The sequence below is a fragment of the Eubacterium uniforme genome (assembly GCF_900167115.1).
In the GTDB taxonomy this organism is placed as follows: Bacteria; Bacillota; Clostridia; order Lachnospirales; family Lachnospiraceae; genus Eubacterium_S; species Eubacterium_S uniforme.
In genome coordinates this window covers 1-26,627 of the sequence record NZ_FUXZ01000011.1, presented here as the reverse complement: position 1 = coordinate 26,627, position 26,627 = coordinate 1, and the positions used below count along the sequence as shown (strand labels likewise).

At 31.7% G+C, this 26,627-nt stretch carries 20 protein-coding genes; 18 read left to right on the top strand and 2 right to left on the bottom strand.

Annotated features, from left to right (window positions below):
- The first annotated feature begins 28 nt into the window (after positions 1-28).
- The 3 genes from B5D16_RS09155 to B5D16_RS09145 are packed head-to-tail and all read left to right on the top strand — an operon-like array spanning position 29 to position 2,930.
- Positions 29-1,063, top strand: a complete 1,035-nt coding sequence (locus B5D16_RS09155; RefSeq protein WP_078766688.1) for an AbiH family protein — start codon at positions 29-31, stop codon at positions 1,061-1,063.
- A gap of 12 nt (positions 1,064-1,075) precedes the next feature.
- Entirely contained in the window at positions 1,076-1,756 is a 681-nt protein-coding gene (locus B5D16_RS09150) for an Ig-like domain-containing protein (RefSeq protein ID WP_078766687.1), read from the top strand.
- Positions 1,757-1,778: 22 nt separating this feature from the next.
- The gene (locus B5D16_RS09145) at positions 1,779-2,930 is read left to right on the top strand and encodes a hypothetical protein (RefSeq protein ID WP_078766686.1); all 1,152 of its coding nucleotides are present in this window, start codon (positions 1,779-1,781) and stop codon (positions 2,928-2,930) included.
- A gap of 565 nt (positions 2,931-3,495) precedes the next feature.
- Here the strand turns inward: B5D16_RS09145 and thrH are convergent.
- Positions 3,496-4,101, bottom strand: a complete 606-nt coding sequence (gene thrH, locus B5D16_RS09140) for a bifunctional phosphoserine phosphatase/homoserine phosphotransferase ThrH (RefSeq protein ID WP_078766685.1) — start codon at positions 4,099-4,101, stop codon at positions 3,496-3,498.
- A gap of 207 nt (positions 4,102-4,308) precedes the next feature.
- Between thrH and B5D16_RS09135 the strand changes: the two genes are divergently transcribed.
- From B5D16_RS09135 to scpB, 15 genes are all read left to right on the top strand, one after another.
- Entirely contained in the window at positions 4,309-5,928 is a 1,620-nt protein-coding gene (locus B5D16_RS09135) for a Y-family DNA polymerase (RefSeq protein WP_078766684.1), read from the top strand.
- Between the two features lie 28 nt (positions 5,929-5,956).
- Positions 5,957-6,199: a hypothetical protein gene (locus B5D16_RS09130; protein WP_078766683.1), complete on the top strand. Its 243-nt coding sequence runs from the start codon at positions 5,957-5,959 to the stop codon at positions 6,197-6,199.
- Between the two features lie 153 nt (positions 6,200-6,352).
- Positions 6,353-6,715, top strand: a complete 363-nt coding sequence (locus tag B5D16_RS09125) for a DUF2809 domain-containing protein (RefSeq protein ID WP_078766682.1) — start codon at positions 6,353-6,355, stop codon at positions 6,713-6,715.
- Between the two features lie 69 nt (positions 6,716-6,784).
- On the top strand, positions 6,785-10,210 hold the full coding sequence (locus B5D16_RS09120) for a PD-(D/E)XK nuclease family protein (protein WP_078766681.1): 3,426 nt from the start codon (positions 6,785-6,787) through the stop codon (positions 10,208-10,210).
- 4 nt (positions 10,211-10,214) lie between these two features.
- On the top strand, positions 10,215-13,946 hold the full coding sequence (gene addA, locus B5D16_RS09115; protein WP_078766680.1) for a helicase-exonuclease AddAB subunit AddA: 3,732 nt from the start codon (positions 10,215-10,217) through the stop codon (positions 13,944-13,946).
- Positions 13,947-13,991: 45 nt separating this feature from the next.
- The gene (locus B5D16_RS09110; protein ID WP_159444357.1) at positions 13,992-15,008 is read left to right on the top strand and encodes a S66 family peptidase; all 1,017 of its coding nucleotides are present in this window, start codon (positions 13,992-13,994) and stop codon (positions 15,006-15,008) included.
- A 73-nt stretch (positions 15,009-15,081) separates the two neighbouring features.
- A complete protein-coding gene (locus B5D16_RS09105; protein ID WP_078766678.1) occupies positions 15,082-16,317 on the top strand; it encodes an SPFH domain-containing protein in 1,236 nt (411 codons plus the stop codon).
- Between the two features lie 46 nt (positions 16,318-16,363).
- A complete protein-coding gene (locus B5D16_RS09100; protein WP_078766677.1) occupies positions 16,364-17,497 on the top strand; it encodes a TFIIB-type zinc ribbon-containing protein in 1,134 nt (377 codons plus the stop codon).
- 9 nt (positions 17,498-17,506) lie between these two features.
- A complete protein-coding gene (locus B5D16_RS09095; RefSeq protein WP_078766676.1) occupies positions 17,507-18,322 on the top strand; it encodes a TPM domain-containing protein in 816 nt (271 codons plus the stop codon).
- A gap of 72 nt (positions 18,323-18,394) precedes the next feature.
- Complete coding sequence (locus B5D16_RS09090; RefSeq protein ID WP_078766675.1) at positions 18,395-19,567, top strand: MBL fold metallo-hydrolase; 1,173 nt, start codon at positions 18,395-18,397, stop codon at positions 19,565-19,567.
- 77 nt (positions 19,568-19,644) lie between these two features.
- Positions 19,645-20,142, top strand: coding sequence for a CarD family transcriptional regulator (locus B5D16_RS09085; RefSeq protein WP_078766674.1), 498 nt, complete (start codon positions 19,645-19,647; stop codon positions 20,140-20,142).
- A gap of 81 nt (positions 20,143-20,223) precedes the next feature.
- Positions 20,224-21,969: an ABC transporter ATP-binding protein gene (locus B5D16_RS09080; RefSeq protein WP_078766673.1), complete on the top strand. Its 1,746-nt coding sequence runs from the start codon at positions 20,224-20,226 to the stop codon at positions 21,967-21,969.
- A 2-nt stretch (positions 21,970-21,971) separates the two neighbouring features.
- Entirely contained in the window at positions 21,972-23,876 is a 1,905-nt protein-coding gene (locus tag B5D16_RS09075; RefSeq protein ID WP_078766672.1) for an ABC transporter ATP-binding protein, read from the top strand.
- 56 nt (positions 23,877-23,932) lie between these two features.
- Positions 23,933-25,186 (top strand): GTPase HflX, encoded by a 1,254-nt coding sequence (gene hflX, locus B5D16_RS09070; protein WP_078766671.1) that lies wholly within the window; start codon positions 23,933-23,935, stop codon positions 25,184-25,186.
- A gap of 105 nt (positions 25,187-25,291) precedes the next feature.
- Positions 25,292-25,861: an SMC-Scp complex subunit ScpB gene (gene scpB, locus B5D16_RS09065; protein WP_078766670.1), complete on the top strand. Its 570-nt coding sequence runs from the start codon at positions 25,292-25,294 to the stop codon at positions 25,859-25,861.
- Positions 25,862-26,003: 142 nt separating this feature from the next.
- Here scpB and tnpA read toward each other — a convergent pair whose 3' ends face one another.
- Positions 26,004-26,465 carry an IS200/IS605 family transposase gene (tnpA, locus tag B5D16_RS09060; protein ID WP_078766669.1) on the bottom strand — a complete coding sequence of 154 codons (462 nt, stop codon included), beginning with the start codon at positions 26,463-26,465 and terminating at the stop codon, positions 26,004-26,006.
- Positions 26,466-26,627: the final 162 nt, after the last annotated feature.

Here is a 26,627-nt window from a genome sequence, read left to right as displayed (position 1 = left end):
TATCTTTGGGAGATTGAGAGGTGGAGTTATGAATAAACTTTTAGTTATTGGGAATGGTTTTGATTTAGCACATGGTAAGTGCACTAGGTATAGTGACTTTTTAGGTTTCTTGGAGGATTTATTTGAGGAGAGACTTGAGGAGAATGTTTATGATGATCTTAAAGAGAAGCGTATTAGCTACAAGGAATCTTCGCTTATTAATTATTTGAAGTTTTATAATACAAATAATAAGATTAAGAAGAATTGGACTGATATGGAGATTGAAATTAGTAATTATGTTAGACAGACTGTGGATACGGTTATGGCTATTAATAACCAAAAGCAGGATGCTGAAAGAAATGGAAAGATTTATACTGGAAATCCGAATGTATTTGCTGAGAATGAGCGTGTAATTTTGAGGACGGCGAAGTCTGTTTTTGAGACAGATGGGTACAGTTATTTTAATATTAAGGATAAGTTTATTAATCCTTGGGGTGTACTTGACATCGAGAGGGTTATGAATAAATTTGAGAAGGAACTTGATGAATTAAAGAAGCTGGTGGCTTATTACTTTAGAGAAATTGAACCTTCAAGGAGAAGTGATTCAATTGAGAAGAAGGACTGCTTTGAAAAACTAGGTGCAGATAAGGTAATTTGTTTTAATTATACGGATACATATGAGGAACTTTATCCGATTGACAGAAAAGAGATATATTATGTTCATGGACGGCTTAAGGATAAAAATATTGTGCTTGGGTATTGCTCGGATTGGCATGATGATATTGGACTTGATTTAGGGTTTGAGAAGTACCTTCAGCGTTTAAATAATGGGACAGATCGCATTGGGCAGGTGCTTGATGAGATAACGGATGAGACAGTTGTATATTTTTATGGACATTCTTTGCATATAAGTGATAGAGATGTTTTGCTTCAAATTATTGAAAAGGCAAATAAGGTGAATATTTTTTATTATAATGAGGATGATAGAAAGAATAAGCTTAAGGCCTTGTTTATGTTACTTGGTAAGGTTGTGGCAGAAAGAAGAATCCTTAATGAGGAAATTGTGTTAAGTTGTAGGAAGTAAGGAGATAGAAAGATGAAAAAGAAAATTATATTATTAGCATGTTTGTTGTTTGTTTTTATTATGGGCATATCGGTAACATCATATGCTTCATCTAATGTAAAGTTAAGTAATAAAAGTATTCTTTTAGCTAAAGGTAGTAAGTATAAATTAAAGGTAAAAGGAACGAATAAAAAAGCTTCATGGAGTAGTAGTAATACAAAGGTTGTAACTGTAAGTGATAATGGAACTGTTCAAGCAGTAAATATTGGTAAAGCTACTGTTCAAGCTTTAATTGCTAAAAAGACATATAAGTGTAAGGTTGAAGTAATGTCGAAAGATGATATATCATACAAGGTTATTGATATATATTCATGGACATGTGGAGATATATGGAATGATGGATTTTGTGATATTTATCATTATGTTGAATCAGGAACCAATTCAGTAGGCGGTAGGATGAATATTAGAAAAACAGTTAAAAACGTGAAAAAGGCTTTAAAACAAAAGAAAAAGTATAATACTTTTATGAAAAGACTTCAAGGGAAAAAATATAAAAGAGTTAAGAAAGTATGGGGCAAAATATATGTTGAAATGAATATATTACAATCATGTATAGAGGATGAAATGCCAAGATATGATGAGGATTATTATTTTCCACATGAAAATTTCGGAGATTATATTTGGGATTTCTTGAGTGAAGCATATTCATTATAAATAATATATGGAGGTGTGTATCATGAAAAAACTATTAAGTGGTTTGTTAGTGATTATTTTGTGCTTTGGTAATGTTAGCTTTGCTAGAGCTGAAGATGAGCCTACCGATAATGAGAAGGCGATTGCTATTATTGATGGGTTTATCCAAGAAATGGAAGAGTTGGGGGATGAGAGTTTTAATGATGAGGTTATTGGTAAAGAGTTGAGTGATTCGTATTTGTGGGCTAAGAGACTTGAAAATGCGAAGAAGAATATATTTATTAATAGCAAATCTATGTATGAATTTTGTAATGATTTAGGTGAATTCATAGGTGGTCAGAGTATATTAAACTATTATGATAAAATAGATGATTATGAAGAGAGATATTATTCAAATAATAGTTATAACAGACTATATTCACAACTGATGTTTTTAGAAGAATATATTCAGGGAAAAACTAATTATTCTCTTAATGATATTATACAAAGAGGAAAAACACTATCTGATAATTATAATACATTAGATAATTATATGTGGCTTTGGGAAGTTAATTTTTTATTGAATCGCAGATTTCAAAACACTAATTTATATAAACAGGCAAGTGCAACATATATTTGGAGTACATTATATAATAATACAGGTGAATGCATTAACCAGTATACAATAAATGAAAATGTCTATAGATACACAACCAAATCAGAACGTCTAGACGATTTCATCAAATGTCTTGAACTTCTTAATGACGAACTTGAGAATCCATTTATGCAGGCCATGACTGTTAATGTTAAGGTTGATAAGACTGCATATGATAAATATACAGAGCAGAAGCTTAATGTTACACCAGCAAAGTCAAGTAATAATAGTACTACTACAAGTAAAACAAATACAACAACTAATACAGATAATAAGGATGTGGTAAATGTTTCTGTTGCTGGTAAGAAGGTTTCTAATATGAAACTTGTTGCGAAGAAGGTAAAGATTAAGGTGGTATTTGCTGCAATGCCAAATGCTACTAAATATCAGATTCAGGTCGCAACGAATAAGAAGTTTAAGAAGGCTTTGAAGTATACGGTTATGAAGCCTACGAAGACTATTAAGAAGTTGAAGCGTAATAAAGTTTATTATGTGAGAGTTAGAGCTATTAGTGGTAAAACTAAGAGCAAATGGGTTAAGAAGAAAATTAGAATGAAGTAGAAGATGTGGATATAATAGATGATTATGTAAGAATAGATATTTTCACGACTAGAGTAAGCAAGTAAACTGCTTACTCTAGTTGTATAATATCAGGTTGACACTAAGTGTTGCATTTGATATTATACTTTTATAGAGGTGCTACCGATAGACGGTTAGTTCCTATTGTTTGATAAAAATAATCGCGCTGTTGGAACGGGGGCGATTATTTTTTTGCGCTTTTTTCGGCTATGATGATACCAAAGCTTATGCATGTAAGCGTAAAACTTAAGATACCAATTAAATCATTGATAGTAATCATACGCATTCCTCCTTTCGTTATTGTATTTTCATCAGTAATAACTAATTGAATCTAAATAACCTAAGGGAGAACATCCTTTAGTAAAGAAGGAACTAATCGCCTACCGTTTAGGGTAGCACCCGTATGTCTATATTATAATAACATTAAAAGAGTGTCAAGTGTCAATAATTGAAAAAGAAGTTTATGATGATTTTAAAGTAAAGAATTGCCTAAAAAAATAGATAGATATACAAAAAAGGGACTTTTCAGTCCCTTTTTGTATTTATATTAGTTATTAATAACATTTTTAATTGCAGCTTTTAAATCATCATATTCTTCAAATGCTGGGTACTGTGGGTAATCTTTTTTGATAGCCTCAGTACTTCTAAATAAGAAACCAGCTTTACTAGCTTCAATCATACCAAGGTCGTTGAAACTATCACCGCTTGCGATTGTTTCAAAACCAACTGACTGAAGAGCTTTAACTGTAGCATATTTTGATTTTTCAACTCTCATCTTAAATCCTGTAACCTCACCGTTATCAGCAACAATAAGTTCATTACAGAAAAGAGTTGGATAGCCAAGCTTTTTCATAAGTGGCATAGCAAACTGTGTAAATGTATCACTAATGATAATTACCTGTGTAAATGAACGAAGATCATCTAAGAATTCTTTTGCACCTGGAAGTGGATCGATAGTAGCGATAACATCCTGAATTTCCTTAAGTCCTAAGCCGTGCTCTTTTAAAATATTTAAACGATAGTTCATAAGCTTATCGTAATCTGGCTCATCTCTTGTAGTCTTCTTAAGCTCAGGAATACCTGTTGCTTCAGCAAATGCAATCCAAATTTCAGGTACTAATACACCTTCTAAATCTAAACATGTAATATACATAATTGTTCCTCCAAAAAATATAAACTTCGCTTTGAATTATAACAGAATATATGAAAAATTCAAGGTATTCTGAGTATTTTTAGAGGCTTAATTAATTATTGAAGTTATAAATAAAATATGGTATTATTATAATACGAACGGTTGTTCGAATTATGCGCGATTATTAAAAATATGTTTATATGGAAAAATGATTGAAAGGAGGAGATTATGGAAGATAATAGAACATTTATTGCTATTGATTTAAAGTCATTTTATGCATCAGTTGAATGTGTTGAAAGAGATCTTGATCCATTAAAGACGAATTTAGTTGTGGCTGATAAAAGTAGAACTGAAAAAACAATCTGTCTAGCGGTTTCTCCTTCTTTAAAAAAGTATGGTATTCCTGGAAGAGTTAGGTTATTTGAAGTTGTTGATAAGGTTAAGCAGATTAATGCCTTAAGAAGAACTGAAAATAATATTAAAGAATTTAAGGGAACATCATATAAAGATGAAGAATTAGAAATTAATAAAGAGTTAGCAGTTGATTACATTGTTGCTCCACCTCGAATGGCTTTATATATGGATTATTCAACAAGAATTTTTGATATTTATCTTAGATATGTTTCACCTGAAGATATGCATATATATTCTGTCGATGAAGTATTTATGGATGTTACTCATTATCTTAGTACTTATAAGATGAATGCTCATGATTTAACTATTAAGATAATAAGAGAGGTTTTAAAAGAAACAGGAATTACTGCCACAGCAGGTATAGGAACTAACATGTATCTTTGTAAGATAGCGATGGACATTGTTGCAAAACACATGAAGGCTGATAAGAATGGTGTTAGAATTGCTGAACTTAATGAACGAACATATAGGGAACTATTATGGGACCACAAACCACTCTCTGATTTTTGGAGAGTTGGTAGAGGATATGTAAAAAAACTTCATAGTATGGGCCTTTATACTATGGGGGATATTGCAAGATGTTCATTAGGAAGTGAAAATGATTTTTATAATGAAGACATGCTTTATAAGGCATTTGGTGTTAATGCAGAATTATTAATTGATCATGCTTGGGGATGGGAACCTGTAAACATAAAAGATGTAAAAGATTATAAACCAGAAACTAATAGTTTATCTGTTGGACAGGTTTTAACCAGACCTTATAGTTTTGAAGAGGCACGTGTAGTAATAAGCGAGATGGCAGAACACATGGCTCTTGATTTAACATCTAAAAAATTAAAATCAAATCAACTTACAATTACTGTTGGTTATGATATTAATAATTTAAATGGTTATAGTACAAGTAAGGCTTATGGTGGTGAAGTTAAGAAGGATGTATATGGAAGATTAATTCCAAAGCATGCACATGGTACTTATAATTTTGATAATTATACTAGAGTAACGTCAGATATTATAAAAGGGGTATTATCAGTATTCGATAGAGAAGTTGATGAAAATTTATTTATTAGACGTATGAATGTTTGCGTAAATAGAGTTGTAACCGACAGTAAGGCAAAAGAGATTGATGCTAAAAAGCGTGAGTATGAGCAGTTAAGTTTATTTGATCAATTAAGTGAAGATAATAATAAAGATATAAATATTAGCAGTAGTGTTCCAAATTTTCCTTTAAGTGAGAATGATGATGTACAAAAAAATGTACATGGTGATGATTATAATGGATTTGTAAAAACTAAGGAAGATGAAGAAAGAATTCAGGAAGCTATGCTTTCAATAAAAGAAAAGTATGGAAAGAATGCAATACTTAGAGGAACGAACTTTAGAGAGGGGGCTACAGCAAGAGATAGAAATAAACAGATAGGTGGTCATAAGGCGTAGTTAGTCATGCTTTTAGGGAGATATGGATATGAAGTTAAAGAAAACAAAAAAATATGATGATATCATTAATTTAGAGCATCATGTCTCAAAGAAACATCCTCATATGGATATTAAAAACAGAGCTGCGCAGTTCGCTCCATTTGCGGCACTTACAGGTCATGAAGAAGCCATTGATGATACGGCAAAATCTCACCTTGATGAACTTGAAAGATTAGAACAGGGTGTAAAACTCGATGGAGTTGATTATTATGATGGTGATTTTGATGATTAAATACTAAATGTATTGTAGGAGATGTTTTTAAACTACAACATATTGATAATATAATAACGAAAAAAGTACTTTAAATAAAAAAATATTTGTGATAAAATCTTAACTAGATACAAATCGGAAACTAAATTATATTTTTACGAGGAAGGATCTAGGATGGACAGAGTAAAGTATTTGATTGCATCAGTGGTGCTAGTGGGGGTAGGATACTATTCACGTAAGATCAGCAGAGATGAATTTGTAAATAAGTATGTATTTGCTGCAATTGTAGTATTGTTTGCATGCATGCTATTTAGAATTTTGATTCCAGAAGGTCTTAATATCTTTCCTGCAATCATATGTATTATGGCTATTTGTTTAGAAGTTTTGAAATTTTTCGATTTATTCTACAAGGCCAAATTACATAAGATTCCTCATTTGAAGGCAGTCATAGGAGATCGCTTTGATGTTAAGCTTATAATAGCTTATGTTGTTGGCGCCGGAATTGCGATGGTTTTGTCACGAAAGAACGAATTTTAGTCGTGACGCCTCAGGGATTTATCCCTGAGGAAAACTATCGCTTTTTTTATTGAATTGAAGAGGTAAAATATGAAATTAACTTTTGTTATAGGTAGACCGGGGAGCGGTAAATCAAAATATATATACGATAAAATTATAGAGAGTGCTAAGGATTTTAATGAAAATCATATTTTAATTGTACCAGAGCAGTACACTCTTAGTGCACAGCATAAAGTGTGTGAGTTTAGTGGCGGACATGGTAGTTTTAATATTGATGTTTTAAGTTTTGATAGACTTGCATACTCTGTTTTTATGGAACTAGGAATAGAGATTGGAACGAAACTTGATGAAACAGGTAAAAGCATTGTTCTTAGAAAAGTTGTTTATGAAAATAAGAATAATTTAATGGTTTATAAAGAAAAGGCAGATATGATTGGATTTGCTAATCAAATCAAGTCTATTATTTCTGAATTTTCACAATATAATATTGATGGTGAAAAATTTGATTCTATGTTAAATGAAACATCTAGTACACCTTTGCTTAATTCGAAACTTGCTGATATAGCAATGATTGTAAATGCTTATAAAAAGGAGATAGATGGAAAGTACATAACTAATGATGATATTATTCATAAGTTATCAGAAGTTATTGCAGATTCTGAAATAATTAAAAATTCACATTTTTATTTTGACGGATTTACTGGTTTTACTCCAATTCAGTATGAGTTAATAGAAAGCATTATGAAAGTGGCTAAAAGTTGTACATATGCTGTTACATTAAAAGAGGATGATTATCCTGTAAATTCATATAATTCTAATGATTTATTCTCGCTTAGTAAGGAAACTATTATTATGCTTTCAAAAATTGCTAGAGAAATCAATACAGAAGGTTTAAGTGAGGATGAATTAATTAATAGTGTTATTCTTGATGATAAAAAAAGATATAAGGATAACAGCATGATTTCATACTTAGAAGAAAACATATTTTTTAGAGGAAAACCTAAGGAATATGAGAAAGAGGGAGAAGACATTAAACTTTTTGAATGTGATAATCCTAAGGAAGAGTGTGAATTTATTGCAAGAGATATAGTCAAGCAGGTTAGAAATAATAATTTAAGATATAAGGATATTGCGGTAGTTTGTTCAGACTTAGAAGGTTATAGCAGATATTTAACAGAATATTTTTATAAGTATGACATACCTGCATTCATTGATAATAAAAAAGAAATTTTAGATAATCCTTTTGTTGATACCATAAGTGCCCTTTTAGATATTATTGAAACAGGTTTTTCTTTTGATAGTGTTTTTCATTATTTAAAGAGAAATATGACAGACATTAAAGTTGAGGAAGTTTTCCTTCTTGAAAACTATTGCATTGCTAATGGAATTAAGGGTAAGAAAGCATGGACTAATGAATTTTATAAGAAAAAAGGCGACTTTGATGATGAACTTAGAAAGTTAAATGATATTAGAAGAAGGTTTATTAAACCTGTTATGGAAGTATATGATGTTGTTACTGATAAGTCTTCAACTATTAAAGATATTACAAAGGCTTTATATAAATATTGTGTATATATGGATTTTCAGGGAAAATTATATAAAAAGAAAGTTGAGTTTGATAAAACTGATGCCATGTTATCAAAAGAATATGAGCAGGTTTATAAGATTGTAATGGATCTTTTTGATAGTATGGTTGGCCTTTTAGGAGATGAAAAATGCGGAGCTAGAAAGTTTAATGAGATTTTTAGTGAAGGTTTATCTACAATTAAGGTTGGTCTTATTCCAAATGTACATGACCAGGTTATGGTTGGTGATATAGAGCGAAGCAGAGTTAGTGATATTAAGAGTTTATATGTTTGCGGATTTAATGATGGTAAAGTTTTAGCATCAAGTAGTGATAATTCAATTATTAGTGAAACTGATAGAAGATTCTTAAAAGAAAAAGATTTTACATTGGCACCTGATGATAGAAGCAGATGCTTTATTAATAGATTCTATCTTTATACATTATTAGCATTACCATCGGATAATTTATCTATATCATGGAGCAATGTAACAACAACAGGTGATGGAATTTTACCTTCATCAGTGGTTGCAGATATTAGAAAGATTTTTCCAAATATAAGAGTTAGTAGCATTGCGCGACTAAGTAAGGAAAAGATAGTAGACATTAATGATTTAGATTATATTGTTAATGAAAAAATAGCATTTGATATTTTAGCTTCATTAAGTGGAATGAAAAATAAGAATTTGGATGATGAAACTAAAATCTTATTTGATGTCATTCGTTTATCTCTTAAGGATAGTAATGATAAAAAGAGTTTTAGAATGATTGAAAATGGTAAGAGATTTTATGAACATGATAATACTCTTACTAAGGAAATTGCAGAAGAATTATATGCGCTTAGAAGCATGATTGGAATTACAGGTTATGAAAAATATGCTAAGTGTCCATATAGTCAGTTCTTAGAGATTGCACTTGGAATAAGAGAAAGAGAAGTATATCAGATTTCGAGTATGGATATTGGTAATATGTATCATGATTGCCTGGAACAGTTCTGCTTAATTATGAATGAAAAGAATGTTAGCTGGAAAGAGTTAACTGATGAGCAGATAACTGAATTCGTGGATAGTTCAGCTGAGATTGTAAGCAAGAAGAATGAAAGCATGCAGGTATTTGCTGAAGATTCATATTCTAAGTTTAGATTAGCTCGTATTATTGATGCAACAGTTAATGTCATTAGAATGATTAGAAAACAGATAGAAGTTTCGAAGTTTACGCCTAAATATTTTGAATATAAGGTAAATAGAGGAAGAGTTGACAGAGTAGATGTGTATGAGGAAGACGGAAGAGTTTACTTTCGTGTTGTTGATTATAAATCTGGTAGTAATGTATTTGATATTGTAAAGGTTTATAACAAGTTACAGCTTCAGTTGCTTGCATATATTAATGATACTTATAAGAAGATTTCAGATGTATATAGAGAAAAGGAAATAATTCCAGTTGGGGGATATTATTATCATGTTGATGAGGATAAGTATTTAACTAAGAATGAAGCTTGTCCGGATGGTAAGTATGATGATGACTTGGCATTTAACATAAGGCTTGTAGGTAATAAACTTTCGGGTAATACGGTTAATGATGAAAACTGCTTTTTAATTACTGATGAAGCTTTAATGGATGATTCGCTTGACTATAAGGATAGGTCTTCAAAAGTTGTTAATATAACATATAAAAAAGATTGTACTCTTACGACTAATAGTGAAGTTCTTTCTGATGGTGAATTTAAGAAATTAAGAGATTATATTGAAGATAGTATGGATGAGATGAAGAATGATATGTTATCAGGTAAGAATGAAAGACATCCATATTGCTATAGTGGTTCTACAAGTTGTAAATACTGTGCATATACTTCAATATGTAATTTTAATCCAACATTTAATAAGAATGATCAGTACAACGAGATTAAAATGAATAAGAATGATGTTTTAGATATATTAAGAAAGGAGGATTAATGCTATGGATTGGACCCCAAAACAAAAAGAAGTACTTGAAGCTATAGATCAGGATGTTTTAGTTGCTGCTGCAGCTGGTTCAGGTAAAACAGCCGTTATGGTTGAAAAAGTATTGCGCCTTGTTAAAGAAAGAAGAACAGATATTGATAATATACTAGCTGTTACATTTACCAAGGCTGCTGCTGCTGAAATGAAAGAACGACTTACAAAGAAATTAGGCGAAATCCTCGAAGAAAATCCAGATGATGAATATATCTATAAACAAATATGCTATGTACAAAACAGTAAGATTACGACCATAGATAGTTTTTGTGCTTGGGTTGTTAAAAGGTATTATAATTTAACAGACTTAGATCCTATGTTTAGAGTTGCAGATGAGACTGAATCAAAGTTATTGTTATCGGATGCATTTGCTGAACTTATAAGGGATATTGTTGAAAATCCAGGAGATATAAATGAAGATGATTTATATAATGTTTTAAATTATTATACATCTGCGAAGAAAAGTGATGAACTTGAGAAAGTAGTTATAAAGCTTTTAGGATATTCAAAGGCATATGTTGAACCTGATAAGTGGTTTGATGAATGTGTTAATAGTTATAAGTATGATTCGTTCGAAGAATTTAAAAAATCAAAACTTATTAAGGATATTATAAAGATAACAAAAGATTTACTTAAAATTGAATACGATAATATGCTTAATGGAGTGGAAGTTATCGAAAGTGAATCACTCATTAATGAAAGATATGGAGATATTTATAAGGGTTATTTAAATTCTGTTGAATCCATAATTAATTCGGATTCGTATGAAGAAATTTACGAAATTATTAAAACATTAAAATTTAAGGATAACAAAAGAGCTCCTAAGGGTACAGAAGAAGCTTGGAATGTTGTTAAATCAATAAGGGATAATGCATATGATGTCATTGAAATGATAAGAGGCAATTATTTTGAACAATCATTGTCTGATTATTTTGATGATATTTGTAAGGCTAGTAAGGACGCTGAAGTTATCATTTATTTATGTAGGGAGTTAGATAAGAGATACTCTGAGTATAAGAGACGTAATAATATTGCGGACTTTGATGATATAAGTCATAGAGCATTAGACATTCTTGTAAAGTTTAATGAGAAAACTGGTGAATATGAAAAGACTGATGTTGCAATTGACATTAGTAATGAATTTAAGTACACATTTATTGATGAATATCAGGATAGTAATGAGGTTCAAGAAACTATACTCAATGCTGTATCTCATCGAAAAGGTGAACCTAATAGATTTATGGTTGGTGATGTAAAGCAGAGTATTTATGGCTTTAGAAATTCTAATCCTAAAATCTTTATGCAAAAATATGAAAGCTATAGTGATGATAAAGATGCAAAAGAAAGAAGAATTTTTCTTGATCAGAATTTTAGAAGTCGAAAAGAAATTCTTGATTTTGTAAATTATGTCTTTAAACAGGTTATGGTTAAAGATATAGGTGATGTTACTTATGATAAGAAAAATCATCTTGTTTTTGGAGCAGATTTTCCAGAAAGCTTTACTGATGGAGCAAATGCAACAGAAATTATTATGATTTCTGATAAAGAAGATTCTGAAACTAGAATAATTGCAGAGGCTACTGTTGTTGCTCAAAGGATTTTAAATCTTATAAATCCAGAACATCCATATAAAGTTTATGATAGAGGATTGGGAGATTATAGAAATGCAAGATTATCTGATATAGCTATTCTTTGTAGAACAGGTATGTATGATAATAAAATTATGAATGTATTATCTGAATATGGTATTGAAAGTTATAGTCAGAAATCAACTGGGTATTTTTCTTCAGAGGAAATTACACTTTTGCTTTCTATACTAGATATAATTGATAATCCATATAATGATGTAAAGCTTTTAACTGTTATGAAATCTAAATTATATGATTTTACGGATTCGGATTTATCACTTATGAAGATAAATGCTAATAAGAGAAATTTCTATAATAACCTTTTAGCATACATTGATAAAGGAAATGATGATATTTTAAAAAAGAAAACAGAATTCTTTGTAAATCAAATGAATTACTTTAGAGAACAAACAAATTATATGGGAATCTATGAACTTATTGATTTGATTTTAGATAAAACAGGTTTTATGTATTTGGTTAAATCCATGCCTGCAGGTAGAGTAAGGGTTAAGAACATTGAAATGTTGAAAGAGATGGCTCTAACCTTTGAACAATCATCATATAAGGGATTATTCAACTTTATCAGATTCATTAATAAACAAAAGGATTATGAGATTGACGTATCGGGTTCTATTGATGTTAATGAGAATGACGATGCAGTAAGAATTATGACTATACATAAAAGTAAGGGTTTACAGTTCCCTATTGTATTTTTATTTGCTACGGGTAAGGAATATAATACTCGTGATGAAAATAATAATGTTGTTTTAGATAGACAGCTTGGTATAGGTTTAACATTTAATGATAAGGAATTAAGGATTAAGGCTGATACTTTAAATAAAAAACGTATTAAGAAAAAATTAAACTCAGACATGAAGGGTGAAGAGTTAAGATTATTATATGTTGCTCTTACAAGAGCTGAGGAAAAACTAATTATAACGGGTAGTGTGCAAAAAGAAGAAAAGATAGATAATATATTTTCTAATGGAAGTGACAATACATTTGAAAACATGCCTACATCGTTAATTGAAGGAGCGAAGTCATATCTTGATATTATTGGACTTGCATTAAGTAGACATAGATGTCTTTTAGGTAAGATAGAGGGATATGAATTTAAAACAACGAATGATTTATATATGCAAAGTAGAGATGTGGATGTTTCTTTTGATTGTGTGATTTATGAAACAGATGAAGATGGTACCATAAATGCACATACTACTGATGGTTTACTAGAAAGACTTGATGCTCCTGAAAGTTCTGATAAGGATTTACAAGAGGATGTCGTTACGTTTGATAATCTAGATTCAGTAGATGTTTCTGGATTTGAAGAAAAAGTCAAGAAGATAAAAGATAATTTCTCATATGTTTATCCATATGATTATCAGACTAAGAGACGTACTAAGGTTAGTATTTCAGAAATTAAAAGAGCGTATTATGAAGAACTTAAAAAAGAAAGTGAAGATGAAGTTGTCTTTACGGAAAAGGTCTATCCTGTAAAACCAAAATTCATTTCAAATGAAGAAGAAAAAAGTGGTGCAAGAATTGGTACAATGTATCATAGAATATTTGAATTGTTTGATTATGACATTGAATTTGATGAGAAATTAATTAAGAGTGGTGATTATAGTCAGATTAAGAACATGATTGATGCATTTGCTGATAGAGGACTTATTAATGGCGATGAGTATGAGGAGATTCCTTTGACGGTATATGCTAGATTCATATTAAGTCCTATGTATGAAAAATTAAGGGAGGCTCATATAAATAAAACTCTTAGACGTGAGCAGAAGTTTATATTTACGACTAAGGCTAGTTCTATATCAAAAGAATATAAGGATGATGATCCAATACTTATTCAGGGTATTATAGATGCCTTTTATGAAAAGGATGGTAAAGTAACTATCATTGATTATAAATCAGATAATGTTTCAGATATGAAAGAACTTAAGAAAAAATATGAGGTTCAGTTACAGATATATAAGCGTGCAGTTGCGCAAATTTTACAGAATGATAATGTTGAAAGTTTCATATATTCAACTTATCTCGGTGATAGTATAGAAATTTAAAATATGAAAACGGATAATAGTTTTTGCATAAGAGGAGGAAGCATAATGATATATCCAAAGTTTCTTCAGGCTGGTGGGACGATAGGAGTATTTGCTCCATCATGTGGAATAACAGATGAAGAAAAGATAAAAAGATTTAAGAATGGTCAGAAGAATTTAGAAAAGCGCGGAGTTAATACAGTATTTACTGATCATGTTTTTACAAGTGATGACAGAGGCGCGAGTTCTACTGGTAAAAATAGAGCTGATGAGTTTATGAAATTACTTAAAGATGATAAGGTTTCAGTTATTGTTTCAGCAGCAGGTGGAGATTACTTAATTGAAATGCTTGAATATGTTGACTTTGAAGAGGTTAAAAAGAAACCTAAGTGGTTTAAGGGATATTCTGATAATACATTCCTTACATACATACTTCCAACTTTATGTGATGTTGCAAGCATGTATGGAGCAAATTATAGTGATTATGGTATGTCCGGATGGGGAAAGTCTGTAAATAACGATTTTGATATATTAAAGGGTAACATTAAAGAGCAAAAAAGTTATGATTACTTTGAAAGTAAAGTTCATGATAAACCAAATTTTGAAGGATATTTTAATGATGAAAAGGTATGTTGGAAGAATGCAACAGGTGAGGATGAAATTAAAATATCAGGTAGATTAATTGGTGGTTGCATGGATGTATTAAATTTTATAATTGGAATGCCTTATGATAATACTCTTAATTTCCTTGAAAAGTATAAAAAGGATGGAAATATATGGTATTTAGAAACGTTCTCTTTAACTGCTGAAGATTTATATATTAATTTATTACGTTATAAACAGATGGGATTTTTTAAATATACTAATGGATTTGTATTTGGAAGACCATGTTTTTTTGAAAGTTTTACTGGGCTTGATTTTAAAAGAGCAATTCTTGATGCATTAGGAGACCTTGGTAAGCCTATAATTTATGATGCGGACATAGGACATAAGGGGCCTCAATTTACAATTATTAATGGTGCGATTGGAGAATTTTCATCTAAGAGTGGAAAGGGTAGATTAAAGTTGAAATTAGAACCGTAAAATGATAAAATTATAAAGTCGGGGGTTACCGTTGGTTACCGATAATAAGTTAAGTTTACAAGGAGAAATAATTATGGGATTAATTAAGGCTGCACTTGCAGCAACATCAACAGTGTTAGCAGATCAATGGAAAGAGTATTTCATATGTGAATCTATTCCAGATGATACATTGATAGTAAAAGGTGAGAAAAAAACATCTTCTAAATCATCTAATAAAAAAGGTAGTGATAATATCATTACTAATGGATCTGTTATTTCGGTAGCTGTAGGTCAGTGTATGCTTATTACTGATCAGGGTAAGGTTGTTGAAGTTTGTGCTGAACCAGGTGCATTTACATGGGATGCTTCATCAGAACCTAGTATTTTTACAGGTGGTCTTGGTGAAGGATTAAAGGAAACATTTAAAAAACTCGGAAAGAGACTTACTTTTGGTGGGGACACAGGTAATGATCAGAGAGTTTATTTTGTAAATACAAAGGAACTTACAGGTAATAAATTTGGTACTAATGGACCAATTTCATTTAGAGTTGTTGATAATAACATAGGTCTTGATATCGACATGAAATTAAGAATTAATGGTGTTTATTCATTTAGAGTAAAAGACCCTATTGTTTTATTCACAAATTTAGCTGGTAATGTTCCTGATGAATATAAATTTGAAGAAATTGAACATCAGTGTAAGACAGAGTTTTCTGATGCATTGCAGCCAGCTGTTGCAAAGCTTTCAGCAATGGGTATTAGACCTAATGAAGTTCTTGCACATTTAGATGAATTAAAGGATAGCATTAATGTAGAACTTAAGGATAGATGGCTTGAGACAAGAGGTCTTTGGGTAGAGAATGTTAGTCTTAATCCAATTCAGTTATCAGAAGAGGATGAAAAACTTCTTAGAGAAGCACAGAGAACTGGTATGTATAAGAATCCTACTATGGCAGCAGCTAAGCTTGTTGATGCACAGGCAGAAGCTATGGTTGGAGCTGCTAATAACGAATCAGGTGCTATGACAGGATTTATGGGTATGGGCATGGCAGCAGGTACAGCTGGTATGATGAACCAGGCTCAGGGATTATACGCTCAGGGTGCAGCTCAGCAGCAAGCACAGCCTGCACAGCCAGCAGCGCCACAGGCAGCAGCAGGTGGAGCAACTTGGACATGTTCATGTGGAACAGCAAATAGTGGTAACTTCTGTACTAATTGCGGAAGTAAGAAACCAGAGGTAGCAGCTGTAGCATTCTGTCCAAATTGTGGAACTAAGCTTGATACAGCAACTCCTGCTAAGTTCTGTCCAAACTGCGGTCAGAGTTTATAAGGTATAAATAATTTATAAATAATTTATAGGGTAATGGAGAGGATGAATGGCTGATACATTTGAATATAAATGCCCCAATTGTAATGGTGGTCTGATATTTGATAATAAGTTGCAGAAGATGAAGTGTCCATATTGCGACTCGGAATTTGATGTTGAAGCTTTAAAAGAATATGATACTGAATTAGATGAAAAACCTAAGGAAGAAACTAATAAAGAAGAACAGACTCAGGTTGAATCTAATACGGATGATGACAATTTTAGTAACGAAACAAATACTGATGAACAGTGGGATGAGAGCGATGGTATGGTTGTATACTATTGTAAATCCTGCGGTGGTGAGATTATTGGTGATAAAACAATGGGTGCTTCAGAGTGCCCATATTGTGGAAACCCAGTAGTTATCATGGATGCATTTAAAGGTGAGTTAAAACCAAATTTAGTTATTCCTTTTAAACTTGATAAGGAAGAAGCTAAAAGAAGGCTTGTAAATCACTATAAGGGAAAGTATTTGCTCCCTAATGTATTTAAAGAAAAAAATCATATTGATGAAATTAAAGCTTTGTATGTTCCGTTTTGGTTATATAATGCTAAAGTGGATGCGAATCTTTCATTTAAGGGAACAAAAGTATTCACCTATGAATCAGGTGATTATAGAATAACAGAAACAAGTTTTTATAGAATTGATAGATCAGGTTCCTTAGCATTTGACAAGGTTCCTGTTGATGGTTCTTCTAAAATGCCTAATGATCTTATGGAGTCGATAGAGCCATACGATTATAAGGATGCGGTGGATTTCCAAACAGCGTACTTATCTGGTTTTTTAGCAAATAAATTTGATGAAGATTCAGAGACTTGTGTACCAATTGCAAATACAAGAATTAAGCAAAGTACAGAGGATTATTTTAGAAATACTATTTTAGGATATACATCACTTACTTGTGAGAGTAGTAATATTTCATTTGCAAGTGAGGAATCTAAGTATGCCATGCTTCCAGTTTGGATTTTAAACACATCATGGAATGGACAGGATTTTCTATTTGCCATGAATGGTCAGACTGGAAAGTTTGTTGGTGATTTACCGATAGATAAGGGTAAGGCGATTAGGTTATTTGCTATCGTTTCTATTCTTACTACATTGATTGTATTTTTAATTGCATATTATATAGTGCTAGGAGCATAGGAGGAAAGTATGAATAAGATGAAAAGATTATTTTTATTCTTTCTAACGCTTATGCTTTTAGGAACTTATACTAATAAGATTTATGCAAATAGGAAAGAATCAAAAATATATGTTACTGATGATGCACATCTTTTATCTTCAAAAGAAGTTGCAACTCTAAGAGAAGATTTAAGTATATTATCTGATAAATGGGGTTGCGACATAGTTGTTGTAACTACTAATTCAACATATGATAAAACAATTACACAGTATGCAGACGATTTCTATGATTATAATATTTATGAAAAAGATGGTGTACTTTTATTAATAGACATGGAAACAAGAGGCTGGTGGATTTCAACTACAGGTACTTGTATCGACGCATTTACTGATGCTGGTATTGATTATATTGGCGAAAAACAGATTGTTCCATGTTTAAAGAACGGTGATTATTATAAAGCTTTTGTAAAATTTAAAGATAATTGCGACATGTTCTTAAAACAGGCTGAAAAAGGTAAACCATATGATACAGGGCATATGCCAGTAACTAAAGGTATGGTTGCTATGGCTGGTCTTGTTTCACTTGTAACAGGTTTAATTATAGGCGCAATTACATTACTTGTATTTGCTTCAGGTAACAAGTCTGTAAGAAGTGTTGATAATGCTGCATCATATGTTGTTGATGGAAGCTTGAATCTAAATTTAAAGAACGATGAGTTTATTAATAAGACTGTTACAAGAACGAGAATTGAACGTGATAGTGACTCTAGAGGTGGCGGTGGTGGTTCGTCAATTCATATGGGGTCATCAGGTACTAGCCACGGTGGTGGCGGTGGCCATTTTTAAAGAATATATAATTATGATTATAGAAAGGAATTATATTGTAAAATATAATTCCTTTTAAATCAGGAGGATGATATGGCAAGCAAGACTATAATTAATAGATATAAATGTAAACAGGTTGGTGGAAATGTAACAGTTATTACGTATGAAAATACTAGTATAATGTTTGATTATGGTTATGCTTTTTCTTCAAGTAAGATAGGTTCGGTTGATTATGATTTTAAGAGAAATCATATTGATGCTGTTTTCTTTACACATTTTCATTATGACCATGTAGGAAGATTTCATTTGATACCTAAGGGAATTCCTATGTACATGGCTCCTGTTACAAAGCGTCATATTCAGTATAAAAATCCAGATGGAGCAGCAAAGTATGACGAGTTTATAACTACAATTAATCAGGGGGATAAAATAAAGATTGGGGATATTGAGGTTATCCCATTTTTATCTGATCATTCAGCCTTAGGAAGTTTTATGTATGTTGTAAAGACTCCAGATATGAATATTGTTCATACAGGAGATTTCAGACTTCACGGATATATGGCTAAAACTTTATATAAGAATTTGAAACATGACATATTAATGGCATGTGATGGGAATGTTGACACGGTTATTACTGAAGGAACAAGAATTATTGATTATCCACATCCGGATATTACAACACATGGTATGCAACTTAAGGCTGAAAAGATTTTTAAAAAGAATAAATTTGCTTTTTTTTATGTAACTGAGATAGATCCAGAATCAATATCAGCTTTTTATAATGCAGCTAAAAAGTACGGTATGAATTTCTTTGTAGATAAAAAGATTTTTGAACCGGTATCTATGTATGTACCATTTGGTAAGGAAATAGATGAAAGATATAACTACGAAGATATAATATGCGAAGATGACATTAAGTTATCTGAGGATGTTTTAAGAAAAGGTTTTGTTTATTTAATTTCAATTAATGATAATTGTTTAAATGAAATCTATAAATTTAAGAAGTTTAAACCTGTATTTATTTTTTCAGAGAGACAGGATTATCTAATTCCATTTATGGGAAATTATAAAAGCAACATAGCTGATTTTTATAATAAAGCTATGAAGGTATGTAAAAAATCTTATTTTATGCATACCTCAGGACATGCTTCAAGAAAGGAACTTAGAATTATGCTTAAGAGTTTAAGACCTAAAAAAGTTGTTCCTATTCATACTGATTATCCATTGCTTGTAAGTCTTTTAAGTAGACCTTATTTAAAAAAATAAAATTTAGGTATGACATTTTAAAATTTAATATGTTATAATAACTTTATCGCTGTTTATGATATGAAAGAAGGTTTTGTATGTTCGAAATTGGAGATTATATTATTTACGGAAACAGTGGAGTATGTAAGGTGGAAGCTGTGGGAAAGCTTGATATTCCTGGAATACCTAATAACGTAGACTACTACACATTATCACCAGTTTATATGAGTAGTAAGATTTATACACCAATAGATAATGATAAGGTTGTTATTAGGCCTATTATCACGAACATAGAGGCTGAGGAATTGATTAATGAAATCAAGGACATTGAGCCTTATAACGAGCGAAGTGATAAGGTTTGTGAGGAAAAGTATAAGAAATCTTTAAACAGTTGCGATTTGAAAGAAATTGTGCGTACGATTAAGACTCTTTATAATGTGAAACTTGATCGAAAGGCACATGGTAAGAAAGTTACAAACAGCGATGATAAGTATTTTAAAATGGCAAGCGAGAAGTTATATGGTGAATTAGCAATAGCACTTCACATTGAAAAGAAGGATGTTGAAAACTATGTAATTTCGCGAATTGATGGCTAAAGAAACAAAACTCGGAATTTCCGAGTTTTATTTCTTGTTGTAAAAGATGAAGGGTTAATATAGTAAAAATAAGGAGGGATTATGCTAAAAACAATAGGGGCACAAATTAAAGAATATAAGATGGCATCTATATTAACGCCGGTATCAATTATTGTTGAAGTTATAGCCGAAATGCTTATTCCTAGATGTATGGGATCAATAATTGATAATGGAATTAAAAAAGATGACATGACACATATATATATGATGGGAGTATTAATGGTAATACTTGCATTAATAAGTTTGGCAGGAGGAAGCTTAGGTGGTGTATTTGGTGCAAAGGCATCAGCTGGTCTTGCTAAAAATGTTAGAAAGGCAATGTATGGGAAAGTTCAGACATTTAGTTTTTCTAATATTGATAAGTTCTCAACAGCAGGTATTGTTACACGTATGACCACTGATGTAACTAACATTCAGAACTCATATCAGATGATTCTTAGAATGTGTACGAGAGGACCTATGGTTTTAATTGTTGCCATGGTATTTTCTTTTACAATCTCTCCAAAACTTGCAAGTATTTATTTAGTTGCAGTTATTTTCTTATCGGTGATTTTATTTATTATTGCTAAGTTAGCAATGAAGTATTTTGAACAGGTTTTTAAGAAGTATGATGAACTTAATAATTCAGTTCAGGAGAATGTTACTGCAATTAGAGTTGTTAAGGCATATGTACGTGAAGATTATGAAAAATCAAAATTCATTAAGGCTTCAGAGAATGTTTATAAGATGTTTGTAAAGGCAGAAAGTATAGTTGTATTTAATATGCCGCTTATGCAGTTAACTACATATGTTTGTATTTTACTTATTTCATTCTTTGGTGCAAAGATGATTGTGGTTAAGGATTTATCGGAAGGTGATCTTGCAAATCTTTTAGCTTATTGTATGAATATATTAGTTAGTCTTATGATTCTTTCAATGGTATTTGTTATGATTTCAATCAGTCTTGCAAGTGCTGAAAGAATTGCTGAGATACTTAATGAAGAACCTGATATTGTTAATCCAGAGAATCCTGTTATGGAAGTTAAAGATGGTTCTATTGAATTTAAAGATGTTTGTTTTAAATATAATAAAGATGCAACTGATAACGTATTAGAAGATATTAATCTTAAGATTAATAGTGGTGAAGTTATTGGTATTTTAGGTAGTACAGGTAGTGCTAAAACAAGTTTAGTTAACCTTATTAGTAGATTATATGATGTAACAGAAGGCTCAGTTTCTTTAGGTGGAGTTGATGTTAGAAATTATGATTTAGAAGTTTTAAGAAATGAAGTATCTGTTGTTTTACAGAAGAATGTATTATTTAAGGGTACTATTCTTGATAATTTAAGATGGGGTAAAAAGGATGCTACTCTTGATGAATGTAAGGAAGCATGTAAAATGGCATGTGCTGATGAATTTATCGAGAAGATGGAAGATGGCTATGAAACTTTACTAGAGCAAGGTGGTAGTAATGTTTCAGGTGGTCAGAGACAGAGACTTTGTATTGCTAGAGCCTTACTTAAAAATCCTAAGGTGTTAATTCTTGATGATTCAACAAGTGCTGTTGATACTAATACTGATGAAAAGATTAGAAAAGCATTTGCTGAAAGTATACCTGGAACAACTAAGATTATTATTGCGCAGAGAGTTTCAAGTATTATGAACTGCGATAGGATAATAATTATGGATGAAGGTAAGGTTAATGGTTTTGGAACACATGATGAATTGCTAGCAGGTAATGAGATTTACAAGGATGTATTTGAATCTCAGACAGCTGGAAGTGGCGATTTTGATGAGGGAGGTAGATAGTTATGGCAGGTAATAGAAACTCTTTAGCTATGGGAAAAGCCTCTATGAAAACCGTTAAAAAGGGTACTTTTTCTAGAATTATTAAATATGTTTTGAAGTATTACAAATTCCACATGATTATTGTTGGAATATGTTTGCTTGTTAGTACGGCAGCAAGTGTAAGAGGTACCATGTTTATGGAAACTCTTTTTAATGATTATATTGAGCCAGTGTTAAAGGCACATAGTACTGACCTTTCAGGATTAATTGCTGCAATTAGAACAATTGCCATATTCTATGGAATTGGTGTTTTGGCAACTTATGCTCAGTCGAAGATTATGATTTATGTTACACAGGGTACATTAATGCGACTTCGTATAGAGATGTTTGAACATATGGAAAAACTTCCAATAAGTTACTTTGATGGTAAGGAACATGGTGATGTGATGTCTATGTACACTAACGACATTGATACACTTCGTCAGCTTATTAGTCAAAGTTTTACACAGCTTATATCAGCTGTTTTAACTGTAGTAGCTACACTTGGATGTATGATTTATTTAAGTTTGCCTCTTACAGCAATTACACTTGGTATTATCTTTTTAACATTTAATGTTACTAAGTTTTTAGCTATGAAAAGTGGAAGTAACTTTATTGCTCAGCAGCAAAATCTTGGTAAAGTAAATGGTTATATTGAAGAAATGATTAGTGGACAGAAGGTTGTTAAGGTTTTCTGTCATGAAGATGAGGCTATTGAAGAATTCACTAAGTTAAATGATGAGTTATATGAAAGTGCAAATAATGCAAATAAATTTGCTAATATCATCATGCCTATTAATGCACAGCTTGGAAACTTAAGTTATGTATTATGTGCAGTATTTGGTGGTATTATGGCTATTAATCACTTCTGGGGACTTGATACAGGTAAACTTATTACATTCCTTACATTTAATAAGTCATTTAGTCATCCTGTAAGTCAGATTTCACAGCAGTTTAATGCGATTATCATGGGTCTTGCTGGTGCAGAACGTATCTTTGATTTACTTGATACTGAACCTGAAGTTGATAATGGTTATGTTGAAATCTGTAATGCAAAGGAAGTTGATGGTAAGTTAGTTGAGTGTGAAGAACGTACAGGTTTATGGGCTTGGAAGCATACTCATCAGGCTGATGGAAGTATTGAATATAAGCCTATGAATGGTGCAGTTGTTTTCGATGATGTTGATTTTGGATATGTTGAAGGAAAGACAGTTCTACACAATATTAAGATAGATGCTAAACCAGGTCAGAAGATTGCATTTGTTGGTGCAACTGGTGCAGGTAAAACAACTATCACAAATCTTATTAATAGATTCTATGATATTAGTGATGGTAAGATTAGATACGACGGAATTAATATTAACAAGATTAAAAAGAACGATTTGAGAAGCACCCTTGGTATTGTTTTACAGGATACACATCTTTTTACTGGTACAGTTAGAGATAACATTAAGTATGGTAAGTTAGATGCAACTGATGAGGAAGTTATTGCAGCTGCAAAATTAGCAAATGCTCACGGCTTCATCAGAAGACTTCCTCAAGGATATGATACTGTTCTTTCAGGACAGGGGGCAAGTCTATCACAGGGACAGAGACAGTTACTTGCTATTGCAAGAGCAGCAATTGCTGATCCACCTGTTTTGATTTTAGATGAAGCAACAAGTTCAATTGATACTAGAACAGAAAAACTTATTCAGAAGGGTATGGATTCACTTATGAAGGGCAGAACAACATTTGTTATTGCTCATAGACTTTCTACAGTACGTAATAGTGATGTGATTATGGTTTTAGATAATGGTCATATTATTGAACAGGGTACACATGATGAACTTATCGGTAAGAAGGGTAAGTATTATCAGTTATATACTGGTAAGATTGTAAATGCGTAGTTAGTAGTATTTTGGAACTAAGTATATGTTTTAAACGTTATTAAAGGACTAGTTATATGTTATATGAAAATGAAGAATACAAGGAAAAGTTCATATTAGTTGCTGTTGATTTAGGCAAGGAAGATGTTGATGATAGTTTAGATGAACTTGAAGAATTAACTAACACCTGTGGTGGTGAGGTTATATGTCGAGTTATCCAGCCTAGAGAGTCAATTCATCCTGGAACATACATTGGCAAGGGTAAGATTGAAGAGTTAAAAGAGCTTCTTGTTATGTATGATGCTGATGGAATTATCGCAGATGATGAATTAAGTCCAGCTCAATATAAGAATCTTGAGGATGCTCTTGATTGTAAGGTTATGGATAGAACCTTAATTATTCTTGATATATTTGCTGGAAGAGCTAGAACTAAGGAAGGTAAGATTCAGGTTGAACTTGCTCAGCTTAAGTATCGTTCATCCAGACTTGTAGGTATGAGAAATCTATCAAGACAAGGTGGTTCTGCAGCCGGTGTTGGCGGTGGAGTTGGTATAGGCTCAAGAGGTCCTGGTGAAAAGAAACTTGAAATTGATAGACGTATTATCAGGGATAGAATTAGTCAGCTTAAAAAGGAAGTTGATGAGATTAAGGAACATCGTGAAGTTACCAGAAAGAATAGAGAAAAGCAGGGGATGGTTGTTGGTGCAATTGTAGGTTACACAAATGCAGGTAAGTCAACTCTTTTAAATACCATTACTGATGCTGAAGTATTAGAGGAAGATAAGCTTTTTGCTACACTTGATCCTACTACAAGAGTTCATAAACTAGCTGATGGACAGCAGTTACTTTTAACTGACACAGTTGGTTTTATTAGAAAGTTACCACATCATCTTATTGATGCTTTTAGGAGTACTCTTGAAGAAGCTCTTTATTCAGATATTATTATTCATGTGGTTGATGTTGCTAATCCTGTTTTTGAAAAGCATATTGAAGCTGTATATGATACATTGGATGATTTAGGTGTTAAGGATAAGCCAATCATTACAATTTTTAATAAGATTGATAAATTAACTAGTGAAGTTAAGATGGTTGACTTAAGAGCTAATCATATTATTAAAACTTCAATTAAGCAGGGTATTGGACTTGATGAACTTGATTCTATTCTTTCACATATTTTAAAAGAATCAAAGCAGTTTATTAGTACTGTGCTTGATTATAAGGATGCTGGTAAGGTTAATATTATAAGAGAACATGGAACACTTATTACTGAAGATTACAGGGATGATGGTATCTATGTTGAAGGATATTTGCCAAAGCATATTAAGTTTTAATTTGAATTGACATTATTTAATTATTTGATATAGTATTATGTGGTGTATGAAACAATATACCTAATTTGATTTAGACTAAAAAACAGAAAGGTCTGATTATTAGATATGGATAATTTAAATATAGAGGCAGCTATTGAAGCTATACTTTTCACAATGGGTGATTCAGTAGAAATTAGCAAAATAACAAATGCTTTAGAAATTACAAATAAACAATTCAAGGATGCTTTTAAATCATTAAAAGAAAAGTATGAAGCAGAAGATAGAGGAATTAAACTTATTGAACTTGATGGAAGTATTCAGCTTTGTACAAAGCCTGAGATGTATGACGTATTAATTAAAATAGCAAAACAGCCTAAGAGACAGGTTATGACTGATGTTTTAATGGAAACTCTTTCAATCATCGCTTATAAACAGCCAGTTACAAAGAGCGAAATTGAACGAATCAGAGGCGTAAAAAGCGATCATGCCGTTAACAAGTTAGTTGAATATGAACTTGTTGGTGAAGTTGGAAGACTTGATACACCAGGCCGTCCATTACTCTTCGGTACAACAGAAGAGTTTATGAGAAGATTTGGCGTAGAAGGAATCGACAACCTTCCACAAATCGACATGGATAAAGTAAACGAATTTAAAGAAGAAGCAGATAAAGAAATAACAATGACATTAAATGACTAATCATAACCACCCTTCCAAAGGGTGGTTTGCTCTAGGGCTATAAGCCCTTGTTACCGGCCAGCGCCTAAAGACGCTGGCTTTCACTTCGTTCAAGCCATCTTGCCTTTGCCGCTTTTGCCACCCCTTAGAAGGGGTTTTTGTATTACTGGCTACCCTTAAAAGGGTCTTCGTATTCTCTTACACTCAACTTATCTAACGCAATATCATGCTTTTCTTGTTCTTGAATGTATTTCTTTATTGTTGCCTCATTTAATCCTACCGTACTTACGTAATAACCTTCTGCCCAAAAATGTCTATTTCCAAATTTATATTTCAGATTTGCGTGTTTATCAAATATCATCAACGCACTCTTTCCTTTTAAATATCCCATAAAACTTGAAACGCTTATTTTGGGCGGTATGCTTACCAGCATATGAACATGATCCGGCATTAAATGTCCTTCAATTATTTCCACTCCCTTGAATTTACAGAGAGTTATTAATATTTCTCTTATGCTCGTTTTATATTGATTATATATTACTTTTCGTCTATACTTTGGAGTGAACACAATGTGGTATTTGCATACCCATTTTGTGTGAGCCAAATTATGAGCCTTATTGGCCATATTGATCACCTTCCTTTCTTTATAAGATAGCTTGAACATCTATATTATAAAGGGAAGGTGATTTTTTGTATAACATATATCGCTCACCCGCATAGCGGGTGGTTTATATTTCGCACGCTTCGCGAGCTCAACAGGGTCACGACCCATAACAAAAGAACCAGC

Coding starts and splice junctions, on each gene's coding strand:
- B5D16_RS09155 (WP_078766688.1), top strand. CDS start 29: ATGAATAAACTTTTAGTTATTGGGAATGGTTTTGATTTAGCACATGGT.
- B5D16_RS09150 (WP_078766687.1), top strand. CDS start 1,076: ATGAAAAAGAAAATTATATTATTAGCATGTTTGTTGTTTGTTTTTATT.
- B5D16_RS09145 (WP_078766686.1), top strand. CDS start 1,779: ATGAAAAAACTATTAAGTGGTTTGTTAGTGATTATTTTGTGCTTTGGT.
- thrH (WP_078766685.1), bottom strand. CDS start 4,101: ATGTATATTACATGTTTAGATTTAGAAGGTGTATTAGTACCTGAAATT.
- B5D16_RS09135 (WP_078766684.1), top strand. CDS start 4,309: ATGGAAGATAATAGAACATTTATTGCTATTGATTTAAAGTCATTTTAT.
- B5D16_RS09130 (WP_078766683.1), top strand. CDS start 5,957: ATGAAGTTAAAGAAAACAAAAAAATATGATGATATCATTAATTTAGAG.
- B5D16_RS09125 (WP_078766682.1), top strand. CDS start 6,353: ATGGACAGAGTAAAGTATTTGATTGCATCAGTGGTGCTAGTGGGGGTA.
- B5D16_RS09120 (WP_078766681.1), top strand. CDS start 6,785: ATGAAATTAACTTTTGTTATAGGTAGACCGGGGAGCGGTAAATCAAAA.
- addA (WP_078766680.1), top strand. CDS start 10,215: ATGGATTGGACCCCAAAACAAAAAGAAGTACTTGAAGCTATAGATCAG.
- B5D16_RS09110 (WP_159444357.1), top strand. CDS start 13,992: ATGATATATCCAAAGTTTCTTCAGGCTGGTGGGACGATAGGAGTATTT.
- B5D16_RS09105 (WP_078766678.1), top strand. CDS start 15,082: ATGGGATTAATTAAGGCTGCACTTGCAGCAACATCAACAGTGTTAGCA.
- B5D16_RS09100 (WP_078766677.1), top strand. CDS start 16,364: ATGGCTGATACATTTGAATATAAATGCCCCAATTGTAATGGTGGTCTG.
- B5D16_RS09095 (WP_078766676.1), top strand. CDS start 17,507: ATGAATAAGATGAAAAGATTATTTTTATTCTTTCTAACGCTTATGCTT.
- B5D16_RS09090 (WP_078766675.1), top strand. CDS start 18,395: ATGGCAAGCAAGACTATAATTAATAGATATAAATGTAAACAGGTTGGT.
- B5D16_RS09085 (WP_078766674.1), top strand. CDS start 19,645: ATGTTCGAAATTGGAGATTATATTATTTACGGAAACAGTGGAGTATGT.
- B5D16_RS09080 (WP_078766673.1), top strand. CDS start 20,224: ATGCTAAAAACAATAGGGGCACAAATTAAAGAATATAAGATGGCATCT.
- B5D16_RS09075 (WP_078766672.1), top strand. CDS start 21,972: ATGGCAGGTAATAGAAACTCTTTAGCTATGGGAAAAGCCTCTATGAAA.
- hflX (WP_078766671.1), top strand. CDS start 23,933: ATGTTATATGAAAATGAAGAATACAAGGAAAAGTTCATATTAGTTGCT.
- scpB (WP_078766670.1), top strand. CDS start 25,292: ATGGATAATTTAAATATAGAGGCAGCTATTGAAGCTATACTTTTCACA.
- tnpA (WP_078766669.1), bottom strand. CDS start 26,465: ATGGCCAATAAGGCTCATAATTTGGCTCACACAAAATGGGTATGCAAA.